The sequence below is a fragment of the Caulobacter sp. NIBR2454 genome (assembly GCF_027474405.1).
Taxonomy (GTDB): Bacteria; Pseudomonadota; Alphaproteobacteria; order Caulobacterales; family Caulobacteraceae; genus Caulobacter.
In genome coordinates, this window is record NZ_CP114871.1 from 2,658,534 (window position 1) to 2,675,700 (window position 17,167).

14 protein-coding genes are annotated in these 17,167 nt (G+C 66.4%); 10 read left to right on the top strand and 4 right to left on the bottom strand.

The features are described 5' to 3' along the window. Nucleotides 1-234 precede the first annotated feature (234 nt). On the bottom strand, nt 235-3,186 hold the full coding sequence (locus O5K31_RS12940) for a TonB-dependent receptor plug domain-containing protein (protein ID WP_269714012.1): 2,952 nt from the start codon (nt 3,184-3,186) through the stop codon (nt 235-237). A gap of 294 nt (nt 3,187-3,480) precedes the next feature. Between O5K31_RS12940 and O5K31_RS12945 the strand changes: the two genes are divergently transcribed. From O5K31_RS12945 to O5K31_RS12955, 3 genes are read left to right on the top strand one after another with little or no spacing between them, the layout of a single operon-like run. Next, nucleotides 3,481-4,065 (top strand): hypothetical protein, encoded by a 585-nt coding sequence (locus O5K31_RS12945; protein WP_269714013.1) that lies wholly within the window; start codon nt 3,481-3,483, stop codon nt 4,063-4,065. A gap of 8 nt (nt 4,066-4,073) precedes the next feature. Continuing rightward, nucleotides 4,074-4,484 carry a TIGR01244 family sulfur transferase gene (locus O5K31_RS12950; RefSeq protein ID WP_269714014.1) on the top strand — a complete coding sequence of 137 codons (411 nt, stop codon included), beginning with the start codon at nt 4,074-4,076 and terminating at the stop codon, nt 4,482-4,484. A gap of 11 nt (nt 4,485-4,495) precedes the next feature. After that, entirely contained in the window at nt 4,496-5,380 is an 885-nt protein-coding gene (locus O5K31_RS12955; protein ID WP_269714015.1) for an MBL fold metallo-hydrolase, read from the top strand. A gap of 10 nt (nt 5,381-5,390) precedes the next feature. Here the strand turns inward: O5K31_RS12955 and O5K31_RS12960 are convergent, their stop codons facing one another. The 3 genes from O5K31_RS12960 to pdxH form a co-directional block, all read right to left on the bottom strand. Then, complete coding sequence (locus O5K31_RS12960; protein WP_269714016.1) at nt 5,391-7,031, bottom strand: long-chain-fatty-acid--CoA ligase; 1,641 nt, start codon at nt 7,029-7,031, stop codon at nt 5,391-5,393. 89 nt (nt 7,032-7,120) lie between these two features. Beyond that, nucleotides 7,121-8,623 (bottom strand): bifunctional aminoglycoside phosphotransferase/ATP-binding protein, encoded by a 1,503-nt coding sequence (locus tag O5K31_RS12965; RefSeq protein ID WP_269714017.1) that lies wholly within the window; start codon nt 8,621-8,623, stop codon nt 7,121-7,123. Further along, nucleotides 8,620-9,291: a pyridoxamine 5'-phosphate oxidase gene (gene pdxH / locus O5K31_RS12970; protein WP_269714019.1), complete on the bottom strand. Its 672-nt coding sequence runs from the start codon at nt 9,289-9,291 to the stop codon at nt 8,620-8,622. Before pdxH ends, O5K31_RS12965 begins: the two co-directional genes overlap by 4 nt. Before the next feature lie 75 nt (nt 9,292-9,366). Between pdxH and O5K31_RS12975 the strand changes: the two genes are divergently transcribed. The 7 genes from O5K31_RS12975 (at nt 9,367) to O5K31_RS13005 (ending at nt 17,141) form a co-directional block, all read left to right on the top strand. Then, the gene (locus O5K31_RS12975) at nt 9,367-10,062 is read left to right on the top strand and encodes a J domain-containing protein (RefSeq protein WP_269714020.1); all 696 of its coding nucleotides are present in this window, start codon (nt 9,367-9,369) and stop codon (nt 10,060-10,062) included. Nucleotides 10,063-10,120: 58 nt separating this feature from the next. After that, on the top strand, nt 10,121-11,692 hold the full coding sequence (locus O5K31_RS12980; RefSeq protein WP_269714021.1) for an alkaline phosphatase D family protein: 1,572 nt from the start codon (nt 10,121-10,123) through the stop codon (nt 11,690-11,692). A 37-nt stretch (nt 11,693-11,729) separates the two neighbouring features. Beyond that, entirely contained in the window at nt 11,730-12,851 is a 1,122-nt protein-coding gene (gene aroC / locus O5K31_RS12985) for a chorismate synthase (protein WP_269714022.1), read from the top strand. An 83-nt stretch (nt 12,852-12,934) separates the two neighbouring features. Next, complete coding sequence (locus O5K31_RS12990) at nt 12,935-14,098, top strand: PepSY-associated TM helix domain-containing protein (protein WP_269714023.1); 1,164 nt, start codon at nt 12,935-12,937, stop codon at nt 14,096-14,098. Next, nucleotides 14,095-14,274, top strand: a complete 180-nt coding sequence (locus O5K31_RS12995; RefSeq protein ID WP_269714024.1) for a hypothetical protein — start codon at nt 14,095-14,097, stop codon at nt 14,272-14,274. The genes O5K31_RS12990 and O5K31_RS12995 overlap by 4 nt, the downstream gene beginning before the upstream one ends. Nucleotides 14,275-14,309: 35 nt before the next feature. Next, a complete protein-coding gene (locus O5K31_RS13000; RefSeq protein ID WP_269714026.1) occupies nt 14,310-16,421 on the top strand; it encodes a TonB-dependent siderophore receptor in 2,112 nt (703 codons plus the stop codon). 213 nt (nt 16,422-16,634) lie between these two features. Then, the gene (locus tag O5K31_RS13005; protein WP_269717057.1) at nt 16,635-17,141 is read left to right on the top strand and encodes a response regulator; all 507 of its coding nucleotides are present in this window, start codon (nt 16,635-16,637) and stop codon (nt 17,139-17,141) included. Nucleotides 17,142-17,167: the final 26 nt, after the last annotated feature.

Here is a 17,167-nt window from a genome sequence, read left to right on the forward strand (position 1 = left end):
CGCGAGCGCTTCGATGCGGGCGACTATCTGCCGCTCAAAGAAAGGGTCAATGGAGGTCGAATAGCGAAGCTTAATACGACAGCACATCTGTCGCATTTAGGTCACATAATAGGCATTCCCAACCTAGGGTCGCCGAACGCTGACAGGTCGCCTGAGGCAAAAATGGGCGAACGCTGCTTTTCAAGATCGGGCGGCGGGCTGTAAAGCCCGCCGCCCTTTCTCGAAACTACGCTCTTAGTACTTGAGCGAGGCGTTGATGAAGAACATCCGGCCCAGGACGTCGTACGTGGCGGGGTAGCCATTGTTCGACGGCGAGGCGTTAGCGCCCAGGATCGGGTACTTCTCTTGGGTCAGGTTACGCACGCCGCCCGTGAAGGAGACGCTGTCCGTGGCCCGCCAGTCAGCCGACAGGTCGATGTAGTTCTTCACGCCGATCTTCTCGACGACGCGCACAGCGGCGTTGTCGTCGTAGACGTCATCGATGAAGTTCCACACCAGGTTCAGGCCGTAGTTCTCATAAGACCAGTTGACCGAGGTGCGGACCTTGTGGCGCGGCGTCGGGTTGCCGCACGACGGACCGAAGCGATCGGCGCACTTCAGCGGCGTGGAGATCTCATCGGCCTGGAAGGTCGACTTCCAGGTGTTGGTGTACAGCGTCTTGACCGCGATACCGCCCACTTCCGGCAGGCCCAGGTCGGCCAGGTCGAAGCGGTAGGAGACGCCGACGTCCAGACCTTGCACCTTGTTGGAGGCGACGTTCTGGTTGGTCAGCGACACGAAGTCGATCGAGCCGTTGGCCAGACGACGGATCGCTTGGCAGTAGGGCGAGGTCGGGCTGCCGTTGACCGCCGCGCCGTAGCAGATGTTGAACACGTTCTGGGTCGAACCACCGAACGACGCGATTTGGTCGTCGATTTGGATGTCGAACCAGTCGACCGTGATGGCCAGACGCGGCAGGAACGACGGCTGATAGACGGCGCCGATCGTCAGGGTGTCGGCGACTTCCGGAGCTAGGTTCGGGTTGCCGCCCGTGAGCGTTTGGGTCTGCTGGTTGGCGTTGATCACGCCGATCGCAGCCGCCGGAACGCCAGCGTTGAGGCAGGCTTGACGACGTTGAGCCGCAACACCGGCCGACAGGTTGGCGAAGCCAGGAGCCGAGCACGGGTCGGTCGAGGTCGGGAAGCCGTTGCCTTGCGGGGCGAACAGTTCACCAACCGACGGCGCGCGAACGGCGCGGTTGTAGGACGCGCGCAGACGCAGGTCGTCGTAGATTTCCCAGTCACCAGCGACCTTGTAGGTCTTGGTGATCTTGTCTTGCGACGAGTAGTCCGACAGACGGCCGGCCAGTTCCAGGTTCACCGACTGAGCGAAGGGCAGGTCCTTGAGGACCGGGATCAGCAGTTCGCCGTAGAGCTCGTAGGTGTCGAAGTCACCCGAGACCGGCGGCGAAGCGTTGAAGCCGGTCAGGTTGCCGACGGCCAGATCCTGCGACGGACGGAAGTCGAAGCCTTCGTACCGGTACTCAGTACCGACAGCGAAGCCGATACCGCCGGCCGGCAGGGTGAAGAAGTTGTCGGTGTTGCCCGAGAAGAACGCGGACGCGACCAGTTGCTCGTAGTCCTGCGAGGACTCGATGCGGGTCTTGATGAAGTTCGCCGCGGCGGCCGAAATATTGCCGCGACCGAACAGGTTGACCGGGACGCAGCCGTTCGACGGATCCAGGCAGCCCGTGCCGGTGGCGTTCAGCAGCAGGCCCTGCTGGATACGTTGCAGGCTGGTGTCGCCGAGCAGCGAGTTGGAGCCGTGGGTGTTGCCGTACTGGATGTACGTCTCCCAGGAACCGTTGATGAAGTTCAGATCGCCCCGCAGGCCCAGTTGAGTCTGGAAGCCGTAGAAGTTGAACTCGCTGACACGCGGGCCGACTTCCGTCAGGCGGCGGTTGAACACGCCGGTGACGGTGTCGAAGATACCGTCGCCGTCAGAGTCGACGTCGGTGTAGGTGCCAGTAGCCCAGGGCGAGCTCGACGGAATCGAATAGGAAGCGGTCGAACCCAAGGTGTTCAGACCAGCCTTGCCCGCAGCGCTGATGAACGGGTTGTTGTCCAGCGTGAAGCGGAAGATCCGCGAGCCGACCGGCGTTTCAGCCAGCTGGGTCGTGACCGCCGAATAGACGAAGTTGCCCTTGGCGAAGGCTTCGATGCCCGGAGCGATCTCGTAGTTGCCCAGAGCCGTGACCGAGTAACGCTCCTGCGGGGTCTGCAGGTAGTTGATCGGCGCGAAGTTGTAGGTGTCAGCCGCGGCGTTGTAGAGACGCACGCCGCCGGTGTTGGTGAACAGACCCAGGTTAGCCACGTTGTTGGCCACGCCCGGCAGGGTCACGAATGCGCCGCTGGCGAAACCGCCGACGGTGCCGTCTTCCTGCGAGCCCGAGCCCGAGGGAACCAGGCCGGTGAGGCCGGCGGCGCGCTGAGCGGCCGACGGTTCGCCGTAGGCTTGCGACAGCAGACCGCCGCGCTTGCCTTGAGTCAGCGGCTCACGGTCGTTGTAGCCGAGCGACAGGACGACGTTGCCTTTGCCCTCATCGAACGAGGCGCCCATGGTCGCGTCGACCGAATAGATCGGGGCGTCCAGGTCGTCGGTGTTCTGATAGCCGGCGGTGAACTGGAAGCCTTCGAAGTCCTTCTTCAGGACGAAGTTCACGACGCCGCCGATGGCGTCCGAGCCGTAAACGGCCGAGGCGCCGCCGGTGACGACTTCAACGCGCGAGATCAGGGCCGGCGGGATCAGGTTCAGGTCGACGGTGCCCGCTTGGGTCGTCGGTGTCTGGCGCTTGCCGTCAACCAGCACCAGGGTGCGGTTGGAGCCCAGGCCGCGCAGGTTCACGGTAGCCGCGCCGCCCGAACCGTTGTTCACGGTCGAGGTGATGCCCGGAACCGCTTGCGGCAGGGTGTTCAGCAGGTTCTCGGTGTTCACGACACCCGACTGCTTCAGTTCCTGTTCGCCGACGGTGGCGACGGGGCTGGTCGAAACCAGGTCCGGACGCGCAATGCGCGAACCGGTGACGACGATCTCTTCGACCGCGACGTCATCTTGCGCGTAGGCGGTGGTTGCAGACATCGCCATGAAGGCCGCGCCGCAAATCATCGAAGACGCGAGCAGGCGCTCACGCGTGGACTTGTTGATCAAATTCTTATCCTCCAGCAGCCGCACTAAACGGCGTGCCCCCAAAAAATGGAGGAAGGTACGGGTCTCGGATTTATCGTAGAATCCCGCAACTCATCCCCCGAGACGGGACTACATCAAAGCCGGAGATGGTTGGGAATTGCTGTTTGCGCCATTTCCACCGCAATTTACGACTTGTTGCAGAAATGTTTCACCAACCGTCGTTTCCCTACCACTTGCAAGCGCCCAATCACGACCGACGTGAGCGTTGCGGCGCAAGGCCCGACGGGGGTATTCCTTGGAAAACAAGGAGTCCTCATGAGCCGGCTTGGACTTTCGGCCCTCGCCGCAACCGTTCTGGTTGCTGCCTCACCCGCTGCCTCACAAACAGGCGCCGTTAACCTGGATGCCCGTCCGGCCGTCCTCGACGCCCTTGCCGATTGCCGCAAGATTGGTGATCCGACCGAGCGTCTGGCCTGTTTCGACAAGACGTCGGAGCAACTTGTGACAGCTCAGGCCACGGGGGACGTGGTCGTGGTCGATCGGCAGGAGATCAAGAAGGCCCAGCGGTCGGCCTTCGGCTTCAACATCGCCCTGCCTCAGGTGTTCAAGAGCAGGGGCGACAAGCCCGAAAAGCAGGACAAGGACGGGCCGGCGTCCGAGCAAGCCTCTGAGACGGGCGATATCGAGGCCATCACCGCCATCGCCAAGCGCGTCTGGCAAAGCCCGGGCGGGGCCTGGAACTTCGAGCTTGAGGATGGCGCTGTCTGGAAGCAGACCGATTCCCCAGACCCGACCCGCAACTTCAAGAACGGCGTCACTGTCGAGATCAAGAAGGGCAAGCTGGGGAACTATTTCCTCAAGGCCAAAGGCGCCCTCATGCGCGCCCGTCGCGAAAGCTGATCCGCACCATGAGCAACTTTCGACGTGTGACCGACACCATCTCGGTCAGCCCGCAGATCACCTCCGAAGACGTGGCCGCCGCCGCCGCCCAGGGCTTCGTGCTGATCATCAACAACCGTCCTGACGGCGAAGACCCCACCCAGCCGGACGGCGCCGACATCGCCGCCGCCGCCGAGGAAGCCGGCCTGTCCTACATCTATATCCCGGTGCGCGGCATGCCGACGCCGGACCAGGTGGAAGCCGTCCGCGAGGCGGTGGAGGAAGCTCCCGGCCCCGTCCTCCTGTTCTGCCGTTCGGGCACCCGCTCGATCGTCAGCTGGTCCCTGGGCCAAGCGCTTTCGGGCGCCAGCAGCCGCGAGGAGCTGGTGGGCCTGGGCGAGGCCGCGGGCTACGATCTTTCGGGCGTCCTGCCGAGATAAAGGCCCCGCCCGTGATCCCTTTCGTTCGCGACCTCGAGTTCCAGTACGGCCGCTGCGATTGGGTCTCGCCCCTGATACGGCGGGTGATCGCCGACAATCCCGGACCGTTCACCTATCTGGGCACCGGCACATACATCGTCGGCCAAGGCGAGGTGGCGGTGATTGATCCCGGTCCCGACCTGCCCGCGCATCTGGACGCCTTGCTGGCCGCCATCGGCGACGAGCGGGTGACGCACATCCTGGTCACTCACGACCACGCCGACCATTCGCCGCTGGCCGCGGCCCTATCTGCGGCGACCGGGGCGAGAGTCTGGGGCCGCTCGCGCCGCACCGTGACGCAGGCGGCGGGCTTCGACGACGATCACGACGAGGCCTTCCGCCCCGATTTCGAGGTCAGGGACGGCGAGCTATTCGACGGACCAGGCTGGACTCTGGAGGCCGTGCCGACGCCGGGCCACACCTCCAACCATGTGGCCTATGCCCTTAGGCAAGAGAACGCCCTGTTCAGCGGCGACCACATCATGGGCTGGTCGACCACGGTCATCAGCCCGCCCGACGGAAACATGGCCGACTACTTCGCCAGCCTGGAACGGGTGAAGGCCCGGGGCTTCTCGACCCTGTGGCCGACCCACGGCCCGCCGATCACCGAGCCGCAGCCCTTCATCGAGGCCTACATCGCCCACCGCAAGGCGCGGGAGGCGCAGGTGCTGGCGTCCCTCGCGCAGGGGCCGACAACGATCCGGGCCATGGTGCCGGTGCTCTACGCCGCAGTGGATCCCCGCCTGCATCCGGCGGCCGCCCATTCCCTGCTCGGCCACGTCGTGCAGCTGGTGGACGAAGGCCGCGTGATCAGCGACGGGCCGCCAGGCGTTGAGGCGACGCTGCGCCTGGCCTGACGGCCGAGGCTCAGGCCGTCACCTTGCTCTGCGAGGGCAGGACGTAATCCTTGAACGTCTCGCGGATGCGCTTCTTGTCGATCTTGCCCGTGGCGCCGAGAGGGATGTCGTCCACGAAGACCACGTCGTCGGGCATCCACCACTTGGCGATCTTGCCTTCCAGGAAGGACAGATAGTCCTCCTTGTTGGCGGTCTCGCCTTCCTTCAGCTTGACCAGCAGCAGGGGACGCTCGTCCCACTTGGGGTGAGCGACGCCGATCACGGCGGTCAGGGCCGCCGTCGGGTGGCCCACGGCGAAGTTCTCGATATCGATGGAGCTGATCCACTCGCCGCCGGACTTGATGACGTCCTTGGCGCGGTCGGTGATCTGCATGAAGCCCTGGGGGCAGATGGTGGCCACGTCGCCAGTGTCGAAGAAGCCCTCGTCGTCCAGCACCTCGCCCTGGCCCTTGAAGTAGCCTTTGACGATGATCGGCCCGTTGATCATCAGGCGGCCGAAGGTGTGGCCGTCGTGCGGCAGGCGGTTGCCCTGGTCGTCCACCAGCTTCAGATCGACGCCCAGCGGCACACGGCCCTGCTTGAGGCGATAGGGGATCTGCTCGTCGAACGGCAGGGCCGCGACCTTGGCGTTCATGGAGCCAAGCGTGCCCAGCGGCGAGGTCTCGGTCATGCCCCAGGCGTGGATCACCTCTACGCCGTAGTCGTCATGGAAGGCGCGGATGATGCTTTCCGGACAGGCCGAGCCGCCGATCACCACGCGCTTGAGGGTCGAGGGCTTCAGGTTGTTGGCCTGCATGTGCTGCAGCAGCATCTGCCAGACGGTCGGCACGGCGGCCGAGAAGCTGACCCCTTCGGTTTCCAGCAGTTCGTAGATCGCCTCGCCGTCCATGCGGGCGCCCGGCATGACCATCTTCGAACCGACGCCCGGCGCGGAGAAGGCCGTGCCCCAGGCGTTGGCGTGGAACATCGGCACCACCGGCAGGATGGTGTCGCGCGCCGACAGACCCATGACGTCGGTCTGCAGGGTCAGCAGGGTGTGCAGGTAGTTTGAGCGGTGCGAATAGAGCACGCCTTTGGGATCGCCCGTCGTGCCGGAAGTGTAGCAGAGGCCGCAGGCGGTCTCCTCGTCGAAGCCGCCCCAGCGCACGTCGGTGGAGCCGGCCTCGGCCAGTTCCTCGAAGCAGAGCACCGACTTGAAATCCAACGCCGGCATATGGGCGCGGTCGGTCATGACGATCACATGCTCGACCATCGGCAGCTTGGGCAGAATGGCCTGCAGGATCGGCAGGAAGGTCAGGTCGGTGAAGATGATCCGGTCTTCGGCGTGGTTGGCGATCCAGGCGATCTGCTCGGGAAACAGGCGCGGGTTCAGGGTGTGGCAGACGGCGCCGATCCCCATCACCGCGTACCAGGCCTCGATATGACGGGCGGTGTTCCACGCCAAGGTGGCGACGCGCTCACCCGGCTTGATCCCCAGAGAGATCAGCGCGCTGGACAGGCGCTTGGCGCGTGGGACGATCTGGCCATAGGTCGTGCGGACGATCGGACCTTCGACGGAGCGGGTCACGACCTCGCGGTCGGCATGCCAACGACCAGCGTGCTCGACGATCTTGTCGACCGTCAAAGACCCATGCTGCATCAGCCCAAGCATCGACATTTCCTCGTGTTATCGTTGTTTAGTCGAACGGTAACGGCGGATTGTGCGGTGCGCAATCGGTGCGGCGCAAATGCAATGATGCGCTAGCGCAGCATCTCCGCCAGGGCCTTGGCCTCGCCTTCGAAGGCGGCGTCCGACTGTATGCGACGCCAGCCGTCCAGCGCGCCCGGATCGCGGGTCAGCTGAGCCTCCAGCACTTTTACGTCCGCGTCGGAGGCGTCGCCCGTCCGGGCGTCCACCCGCTGGCGCAGCAGCTCGGCGGGGGCCTGCAACCAGACGCCTTGGAACGGCACGCCGGCGCGGGCCGCGAGATCGGCGGCCTGCTGGCGCTCCTCGGGCTTGAGGAACACGGCGTCGAGCACGACCGAGCGACCGGCCGCCAGGACAAGCGCCGCCTCCTCGAACAGGCGGGCATAGACCTTCAGGCCAAATTCGGGCGTGTAGGCCTCGGCCGGCAACTTCTCCAGCGGGGCGGCGCCCCACAGGCGCTTGCGCAGTTCGTCGGAGCGCAGGACCACGGCGCCCGGCGCGCCGCCCAGGCCAGGCGCGGCGGCGCGGGCGAAGGTGGACTTGCCCGAACCCGACAGGCCGCCCACGGCGAACAAACCGGTGCGCTTGGGCTCCAGATGCGCCAGGGCGGCGGCCAGATAGGCCCGGGCCGCCTCGTCATCGCCGCTATAGGCCTGGACGTGGCAGCGGACCGCGGCGCGGACCGACAGCATCAGCGGCAGGGCGGCCAAGCCGTGGAACAGGCCATCGCCAAAGCTGCGGGCGGCCTCGTCCAGATAGGCGTTCAGCACCCGGTTGGCCGCGTCACGTCGCCGACGGAAATCCAGGTCCATCAGCAGGAAGGCCAAGTCGTACTGCACGTCGATGTCCGACAGCACGTCATTGAACTCGATGCAGTCGAACAGGATCGGCCGCCCGTTCTCCAGCAAGATATTTCCCAGGTGCAGGTCCCCGTGGCAGTGGCGGGCGAAGCCCTGGCCAGCGCGGGCGTTCAGCAGGTCGGCCTGGGCGGCGAAAGCGCGGTCGGTCTCGGCCACCAGGCGGGCGACAGCCGTCTCGCCCAGGCGCGGGCCAAGCCCGGTCAGCAGACCGGCATTGGAGCGGATGGTGTAGCCCAGCGCTCCCACGCCGCCGCCGTTGGGCCTCAGGGCCGAACCCAGGTGGAAGGCGGCGATAGTGCGGCCCAGGCTCTCCTCGACCAGATCGTCCACGGCCCAGGGCTGGGCGGCCAGCACGGCGTTCTCGTCGAAGCGGCGCATCTCCAGCGCATGCTCGACCACCTCGCCCTCCCCGCCCAGGGCCAGCGAGCCATCGGCCAGACGCACGATCGGCGTGACCGAACGATAGATGTCCGAGGCCGCGGCGCGGTTGAACGTCAGCTCGCGCTCAAGCGCCCAGCGCCGCAGTTCGAGGGTGGAATAGTTCAGGAAGCCGAAATCGACGGGACGCTTCACCTTCCAGGCGCTGTCGCCCAGCAGGAAGACGCGGGCGCAGGAGGTCTCGATGACCCGCTCTGCCTTGGCCCCGAACCACGTGGCGATGTCGGCTTCGTGGGCCAGCTCCGAAGGCGTGGTCATGGATAGAGCCGCCGGGTGCTCCAGGCCGCATCAGGCGCGTCCCGCTCAAACACCAGGCGCTCATGCAGGCGGAACGGACGATCACGCCAGAATTCGATGGCGATCGGCTTGATGCGGAAACCCGACCAGTGCGGCGGGCGGCTCACCTTGCCCAGGCCGAAACGCAGGCCGACCTCGGCCACGCGCTTTTCCAGGGCGAAACGATCCGGCAGGGTCCGCGACTGGTCCGACGCCCAGGCGCCCAGCTGGCTGGGGCGAGCGCGAGTGGCGAAATAGGCGTCAGCCTCGGCGTCGGTCACCGAATCCACAAGACCGCGCACGCGGACCTGTCGGCGCAACGACTTCCAGTGAAACAGCAGGGCCGCTTTCGGATTGGCCGCCAACTCACGCCCCTTGGCGCTTTCAAGGTTGGTGTAGAAGACAAAACCCTCGGCGTCGAAACCCTTGAGCAGAACCATGCGCAGGTCCGGCAGGCCGTCCGCGTCGGCCGTCGCCAGGGCCATGGCGTTGGGATCGTTGGGCTCGGACTTGTCGGCCGCCCTGAACCATTCGGCGAACAGGGCGTAGGGGTCGGCTTCGGGCAACAGCGGCAGGGGCTCTGCGCTGGTCACCTGGCGGACGTATTCGTCCTCGGAAGGGCTGGGCGGGATGAGGGGCTGATCGCTCATGCCCGCCCTATAGCGCGCCTTGGCTTTCTAATCAGCCTTAACAGGAAATTGACCAAAACAGCCGAGGCTCCCTCGGTGACTACTCGCGCCGTCATGACCGCCGCCACCGCCCGCGCCCTTCTGGGCGTGGAGCGCGGGGCTGACGCCCAGACGCTCCGAAAAGCCTTCCGGGAAGCGGCCAAGCGCGCCCACCCGGACCGGCCCGGAGGCAGCCCCGCTCTGTTCCGCGACATGCTGGCCGCGCATCGCGTGCTACAGACCGAACTGGCGTCTCCCATCGCCTTCCCGCCGGCCGTGCAAGAGGCCGCCGCGCCTCCCGCCACCGGCGTGACCATCACTCCCCTGATCGCGGTCGAAGGCGGCCAGGTGGAGATCGACAGCGAAGGCCGCCGCCTGCGCATCACCCTGCCCGCGGGCCTGCGCGAGGATGACCGCATCCGTGTCGATGGCCTGGTCCTGTCGGTCAGCATCAGCGGCGACGCCGAAACGCTCGTGCGCGGCGACGACCTTTGGCTCACCGCCGCCATCGATCCGCAGGTGCTGGCAGATGGCGGCCGCGCGGTGATCGACACGCCGGTTGGCCGTCGCAGCGTCTGGATCACCCAGAAGGCGGCCGAGCGCGGCCTGATCCGGGTCTCCGGCCAAGGCTTGCCCGCTCGGGGCGATCATCCCCAGGGCGATCTGTTCCTGCGCGTCGAGCGCGCGCCCGAACGCGCCGAAAGCCCGGCACGAATGCTACTGAAGCGCTTCACGGCGGCCTGGGCGGCTTAAGCCAGCAAAACTGTCATAGCGTCGGAGTATCGCGAACCTCCCCGTGCTGGAGTTCGCCATGTCCCCGCTTCTCGACCTACGTGACCGCCCCTCGCGCCGTCTGCTGCTTCAGGGTTTGGCTGGCGGTCTGGTGCTGAGCGCCGGCCCGGCCTGGGCGCAGCCGAAGATCGGCGGCTATCCCTTCTCGCTCGGCGTGGCGGCGGGCGACCCCGCCCCCGACGGCTTCGTGATCTGGACGCGCCTGGCGCCTCGCCCGCTGGAGATCGGCTACGGTATGCCGGCCCGCATCGTCGAGGTGGACTGGGAGGTCGCCGCGGACGAGGGGTTCCGCAACATCATCCGCAGCGGCAAGGACATCGCGCGACCGGAACTGGGTCACTCGGTGCATGCGGAGGTCGGCGGCCTTGAACCGGCGCGCCCCTATTTCTATCGTTTCACGGTCGGCGGGGAACGCAGTCCGGTGGGCCGCGCCAAGACCACGCCGGCCGCCGGCGCCCCTGTCCAGCGGGTACGGTTCGGCATCGCCGGCTGTCAGGACTACGAGTCCGGCTTCTACACCGCTCATCGCAAGCTGTCGGAAGAGGACGTCGATTTCGTCTTCTGCTACGGCGACTACATCTACGAGGGCCGCAGCCGGGCGCTGCAAGACCGCACCGCCAAGGCCGCCCGCCTGCACAATCAGGACGAAATCTACAGCCTCGACGACTATCGCCGCCGCTACGCGATCTACAAGCTGGACCCCGACCTGCAGGCCAGTCACGCTTCCGCCGCCTGGTTCTCGGTCTGGGACGACCACGAGACGGACAACAATTGGGTCGCCGACATCGATCAGGACGGCACAGAGCCGGCGATCTTCAACCTGCGCCGGCAGATGGCGGTCCAGGCCTGGTACGAGAACATGCCGGTGCGGCGCGGCGCCCTGCCCCGCGGGACCGAAATCCAGATCTTCCGCCGCGCGTCCTATGGCCGCCTGCTGGAGCTGAACCTGCTCGACACCCGCCAGTACCGCACCGACCAGCCCTGCAACGACGGCTGGGGCAAGGTGTGCGACGAGCTGGAAAATCCGGCCGCCCAGGTGATGGGCCTGCGGCAGGAGGCATGGCTTCTGGACGGTCTGTCGGCCTCGCAGGCGCGCTGGAACGTCCTGGCGCAGCAGATCATGGTCATGGATCTGGATCGCATGCCGGACCCGGCGCTCTATGCGGTGAACTCCGACAGCTGGGCCGGATACCGCAACCCGCGCAACCGCCTGCTGAGCGCCCTGCGCAAGCGCAAGATCGGCAACCCGGTCGTCCTGACGGGCGACGAGCACCAGAACTTCGCCGGCGAACTCTATCTGGACGGCCGCAACATGGTGGGCGACCCGATCGCCGCCGAATTCCTGACCACCTCGATCACCTCCAGCGGCGACGGCGCCGACGAGCGCGAGGACATGATGAAGATCATGGCCGTCAATCCGCAACTGAAGTTCACCAGCAGCCAGCGCGGTTATGCGATCTGTGACGTGACCGAACGCAGCTGGATCACCGAGTTCAAGGCGCTGGACCGCGTATCCACGCCGGGCGGCACCCTGCGCAGCCGCGTCAAGCTGGCCTTGGAGCCCGGCTCCTCGCGCATCCAGAAGGCCTAGGTTTGCGCCCCGCCCCCCATGGGCTAAAAGCGCGGCCATGTCGCACAACACCTTCGGCCACCTGTTCCGCGTCACCACCTGGGGCGAAAGCCATGGGCCGGCGTTGGGCTGCGTGGTGGACGGGGCGCCCGCCGGGATCGGCCTGACCGCGTCCGAGATCCAGGTCTGGCTCGACAAGCGCAAGCCCGGCCAGGGCAAGTTCGTCACCCAGCGCCGCGAACCGGACGAGGTGAAGATCCTGTCCGGCGTGTTCGAGGACGACCGCACCAACGGCCAGGTGACCACGGGCACGCCGATCAGCCTGCTGATCGAGAACACCGACCAGCGGTCCAAGGACTATTCGGAAATCGCCCAGGCCTTCCGTCCCGGCCATGCCGACTACGCCTATTTCGCCAAGTACGGCGTACGCGACTATCGCGGCGGCGGCCGTTCCTCGGCCCGCGAAACCGCGGCCCGGGTGGCGGCGGGCGCCGTGGCGCGCAAGATTCTCGACGGCGTGACCATCCGCGCCTGTCTGGTGCAGATCGGCCCGCACGCCATCGACCGTTCGCGGTTCGACTGGGCCGAGGTCGACAACAACTCCTTCTGGTCCCCTGACGCCGCCATCGTGCCGGTGTGGGAGGAGCATCTGGAGACGATCCGCAAGGCCGGCTCATCCACGGGCGCCATCGTCGAGGTCGAGGCGACGGGCGTACCCGCCGGCTGGGGCGCGCCGATCTATGGCAAGCTCGATAGCGAACTGGCCGCCGCCCTGATGTCGATCAACGCCGCCAAGGGCGTGGAGATCGGGGCGGGCTTCGCCTCCGCCGCCTTCACCGGCGAGGAAAACGCCGACGAGATGCGGATGAAGGACGGCCAGATCGAGTTCCTGGCCAACAATGCCGGCGGCGTTCTAGGCGGCATCTCCACCGGCCAGCCGGTGGTGGCGCGCGTGGCGTTCAAGCCCACCTCCTCCATCCTCACACCGCGCCAGGCGGTGACCGAGGCGGGCGAGGAAGTCGATCTGCGCACCAAGGGACGCCACGACCCGTGTGTCGGCATTCGCGGCGTTCCGGTGGTCGAGGCCATGACCGCCTGCGTCCTGGCCGACGCCTTCCTGCGTCATCGCGCCCAGACGGGCGGCGGCGCTTTTGTCCCAGGCTCGACCGGACGCTTCTAGGCTCGGCCTATTCCGGCTTGGCATTGCCAATACGGCCCGCGCCCCCTAGAAGCTGCGACTAACTTTCAATCGCACCGTTGAGCATGAAGCCGCAGACGATCCGCGCCTGGTACCTGGTTCACAAGTGGACCAGCCTTGTCTGCACGGCCTTCCTGCTGATGCTGTGCGTCACCGGCTTGCCGCTGATCTTCCATGAGGAGATCGACAAGGCCCTGGGCGAGGGTGTGAAGGTCGAGGCGATCCCCGATCAGTCACAGATGAAGACCCTGGACGAGCTGATCGCCCTGGCGCTGGAAAAGCGGCCGGGCGAGGTCCCGCTGTTCATGAGCTTCGACGAGGATCGCCCCGCGACCAACGTCACCACCGGCCCGCGCCCTGACGCCCCCGAATCCCAGATGAAGCTGCAAACCCTGGATCGCCGCACGGGCGAGCACCTGGGGTTCATCAACGAGGAAGGCGTGATGGCGGTGATCCTGCGCCTTCACGTGGACATGTTCGCGGGCCTGCCCGGGATGCTGTTCCTGGGCTTCATGGGACTGCTGTTTTTCGCATCCGTGGTGTCGGGCGTGGTGGTCTACGGCCCGTTCATGCGCAAGCTGGCGTTCGGCACGGTGCGCACCGGTCGGTCGACGCGGCTGAAGTGGCTCGACTATCACAACCTGCTGGGCATCGTGACCCTGGCCTGGGTCAGCGTCGTGGGGCTGACGGGGGTGATCAACACCCTGTCCACCCCGATCATCCAGCTATGGCAGATAGGCCAACTCGCCGAGATGACCGCGCCTTACAAGGACCAGCCCCCGCCGCAGCCGGGCAAGATGGCTTCGGTGCACCAGGCGGTCGAAACGGTGAAGGCCGCGGCCCCCGGCATGCGGGTGCAGTTCATCGCCTTCCCCGGCGGCTTCTTCTCGTCCAAGCACCACTATGCGGTCTTCCTGCAGGGCGACACGCCCCTGACCAAGAAACTGCTGACGCCTGGACTGGTGGACGCCAAGACCGGCGAGCTGACGGCGATGCGGTCCATGCCCTGGTACGCCCAGGCCCTGCTGCTGTCGCAGCCGCTGCATTTTGGCGACTATGGCGGCCTGCCGCTGAAGATCCTCTGGGCCATCCTCGACGTGCTGACCATCATCGTGCTGGGCAGCGGGGTCTATCTGTGGCTGGGCCGCCGGCGCGCGCCGGTGGAGCAGCGGCTAGCCGAACTGCAGAGCGGCGGCACGGTCCTGGCTCGGATAGCGCCCGCCGAATGACCAAGCGCCCCTCGACCCTCAACGCCTACACGGTCCCGCTGGTCATCGCTCTGATCAGCATGGTCGGGCTGGTCGCCGCCCTGGTGGCCGACGGCCCCGGCGACTGGACCTCATGGATCGCCCTCTTCGCCCCGATCGCCGTGGTGGTCTGGGCCTTCATCTTCCGGCGGCGATAGCTGCACTTCTCCCCGAAACTTCCCGGAGTACTGACTTGACCAAGCTCATCGGCCTGCTCGCCACGGCGGGCGCAGCCGCTCTCATCGCAGGGGCCGCCAACGCCCAGACCGACGTCGACGCCCTGATCGTCACCGCGCCCGACTACGTCTCCACGGGCGGTCTGGCGGCCAACAAGAGCCCGGTGCCGCTGGTCGAGACGCCGCAGTCGGTGACGGTGATCAGCCGCGACCAGATCGACCTGCTGGATTGGAACAATCTGAGCCAGACGGCCCGCTACGTGGCCGGCGTCACGGGCGAGAACTACGGCCCCGACGAACGGGTCGACTGGCTGACCCTGCGTGGCTTCAACCCGGTTCAGTACATCGACGGCCTGCAGTCGGCGATCGGCTCGATCACCAACACGGGCCTGGACCTGTACGGCTCGGAGTCGGTGGAGATCCTTAAGGGCCCCTCCTCGGCCCTGTACGGCACCACGCCGCCCGGGGGCATCGTCAACCTGACCAGCCGCCGCCCGCAGGACACGTTCGGCGGCGAGATCGAGGTTCAGGCCGGCAACCGTGACCATCTTCAGGGCAACCTCGACCTCACTGGCCCGCTCAGCGACACGGTCTCGGGCCGCCTGACCGCCCTGGTGCGCAGCAAGGGCACCCAGACGCGGGGCGTCGACTCCGACCGCGTTTACGTGGCCCCCGCCCTGACCTTCCGCCCCACGGACGCCACGCGCATCACCCTGCTGTCCTACTATCAGGACGACGAGGTGACCGGCGACGGCGGCGGCTTCCTGCCGGCTTACGGCGTGCTGCTGCCCAACCCGCTGGGCGAGGTCAGCTCGACGATCAATCTGGGCGAGACCAGCTACAACCGCTTCAAGCGTGAGCATTATGGGATCGGCTACGACGCCGAGCACAAGCTGAGCGACACCCTGACGCTCAGCCAGAACCTGAAGTTCAGCCACCTGGACGGCGACCAGCGCGGGGTCGGCGGCAACGGGCTGGTCGACAACAACTTCGACGGCGTGCCGGACGACTACCGCACGGTCAACCGCTACAGCTTCTCGTTCGCCGAGGACGTGGACGTGTTCGCGGTCGACACCCGCCTGAACGGCACGATGACCACCGGCGGCCTGACGCACCAGTTCGTGGGCGGGGTCGATTACCGCCGCTATGACTACGTCGGCTCAAGCGCGTTCGGCTTCGGCATTCCCAGCATCGACCTGTTCCAACCGGTCTACGGCCTGGCCATCCCGGCCCTGCCCCCGGTGACATTCTCGGACCAACTGCAGACCCAGGCGGGGCTCTACGCCCTGGACCAGATCAAGGCCGGCAAGCTGATGGTCAACCTGTCGCTGCGCCATGACTGGGTCGAGACCAAGGACCGGGCCACGGGCGGCAAGGTGGACGACGCCGAGTTTTCCTACCGGGCGGGCCTGTCCTACGAGATCGCGCCGGGCCTGATCCCCTATGCGGCCTATTCCAAGTCGTTCCAGCCGGTGGCCGGGACCGACCGCGGCGGCAGCCCGTTCGACCCCACCACGGGCGAGCAGATCGAGGGCGGGATCAAGTTCGAACAGCGCAGCGACACCCGCCAGCTGTTCGCCACGGCGGCGGTCTACAAGCTGACCCAGCAGAACGTCCTGACCCCTGACCCGGCCAACGGCGCGGGCCAGAGCTTCAACATCCAGACCGGCGAGGTCGAGGTCAAAGGCGTCGAGCTGGAGGCCGTGGCCCGCTTCAACGAACGGCTCAGCCTCAACGCTTCGTACAGCTACACCGACAGCGAGGTGACCCGCAGCAACGGCCCGGACCTGGGCAACCGCCTGCCGGTGGTGCCCAAGCACAAGATCTCGGCCCTGGCGGACTACACCTTCCAGGACGGCGCCTTCCGCGGCCTGGGGGGCAGCTTCGGCGTCCGCTACACCAGCGACACGGCGGGCAATCTGGCGGCCAGCTATCAGCCGGTGGTGTTCATCAACCCGTCGGTCACCCTGTTCGACGCCAGCGTCCATTACGACCTGAACGACTGGCGCCTGGCGGTCACCGCGTCGAACCTGTTCGACAAGGAATATGTGGCGCGGTGCTACAGCACGGCCAACTGCTTCTTCGGCGTTCGCCGGGTGGTGGTGGCCAGCGTCACGCGCAAGTTCTAGGCCTGACGGAGGGGGCGGAGGGTGACCTTCGCCCCTCTTCGCAGGGCTGGTGAATCGGCCGCAAAAGCTGGAAGCGAACAGCTCAATCCTTCCCACAGTTAAGCCTAACGCCGTTTTTCGCGTTGACCGCCAAGGTTTTAGGCCATTATGGAGCCTGCGCGCCGAAGGCAGGATTGCCCTCGTGTGAGCGGACACAGGGGCAACATTCCGGTCGTGCGGTTCGATTTCCTGAAAGTTCTTCTGGTTGATGACAACCAGAACATGCTGCTCCTGCTGACGGAGATTCTCCGGGCGATCGGCGTGCGCCAGGTCTATGAGGCGCTGGACGGGGGCGAGGCCTTCGAGGTCATGCGCCGCAACGCCATCGACATCGTCATCACCGACCTGACCATGGCGCCGATCGACGGCATCGACTTCTGCAACCTCCTGCGCAACAGCCCCGACAGCCCCAACCAGCTGGTGCCGATCATCATGGTCACGGGCCACTCCACGCCCCGCAAGGTGAAGGAAGCCCGCGACGCCGGGGTCAACGAGTTCCTGGCCAAGCCGGTGACCGCCCGCAGCGTGATCCACCGTATCGGCCTGGTCATCGAGCAGGCCCGGCCGTTCATCCGCTCGTCCGACTATTTCGGCCCGGACCGCCGCCGCCGCGACGACCCCAACTACACCGGCCCCAAGCGCCGCGAGACCGACCAGCTGTCGGACGACGAGCTGTATTGAGACCCTGCGTCCTTCGAGACGGCCTG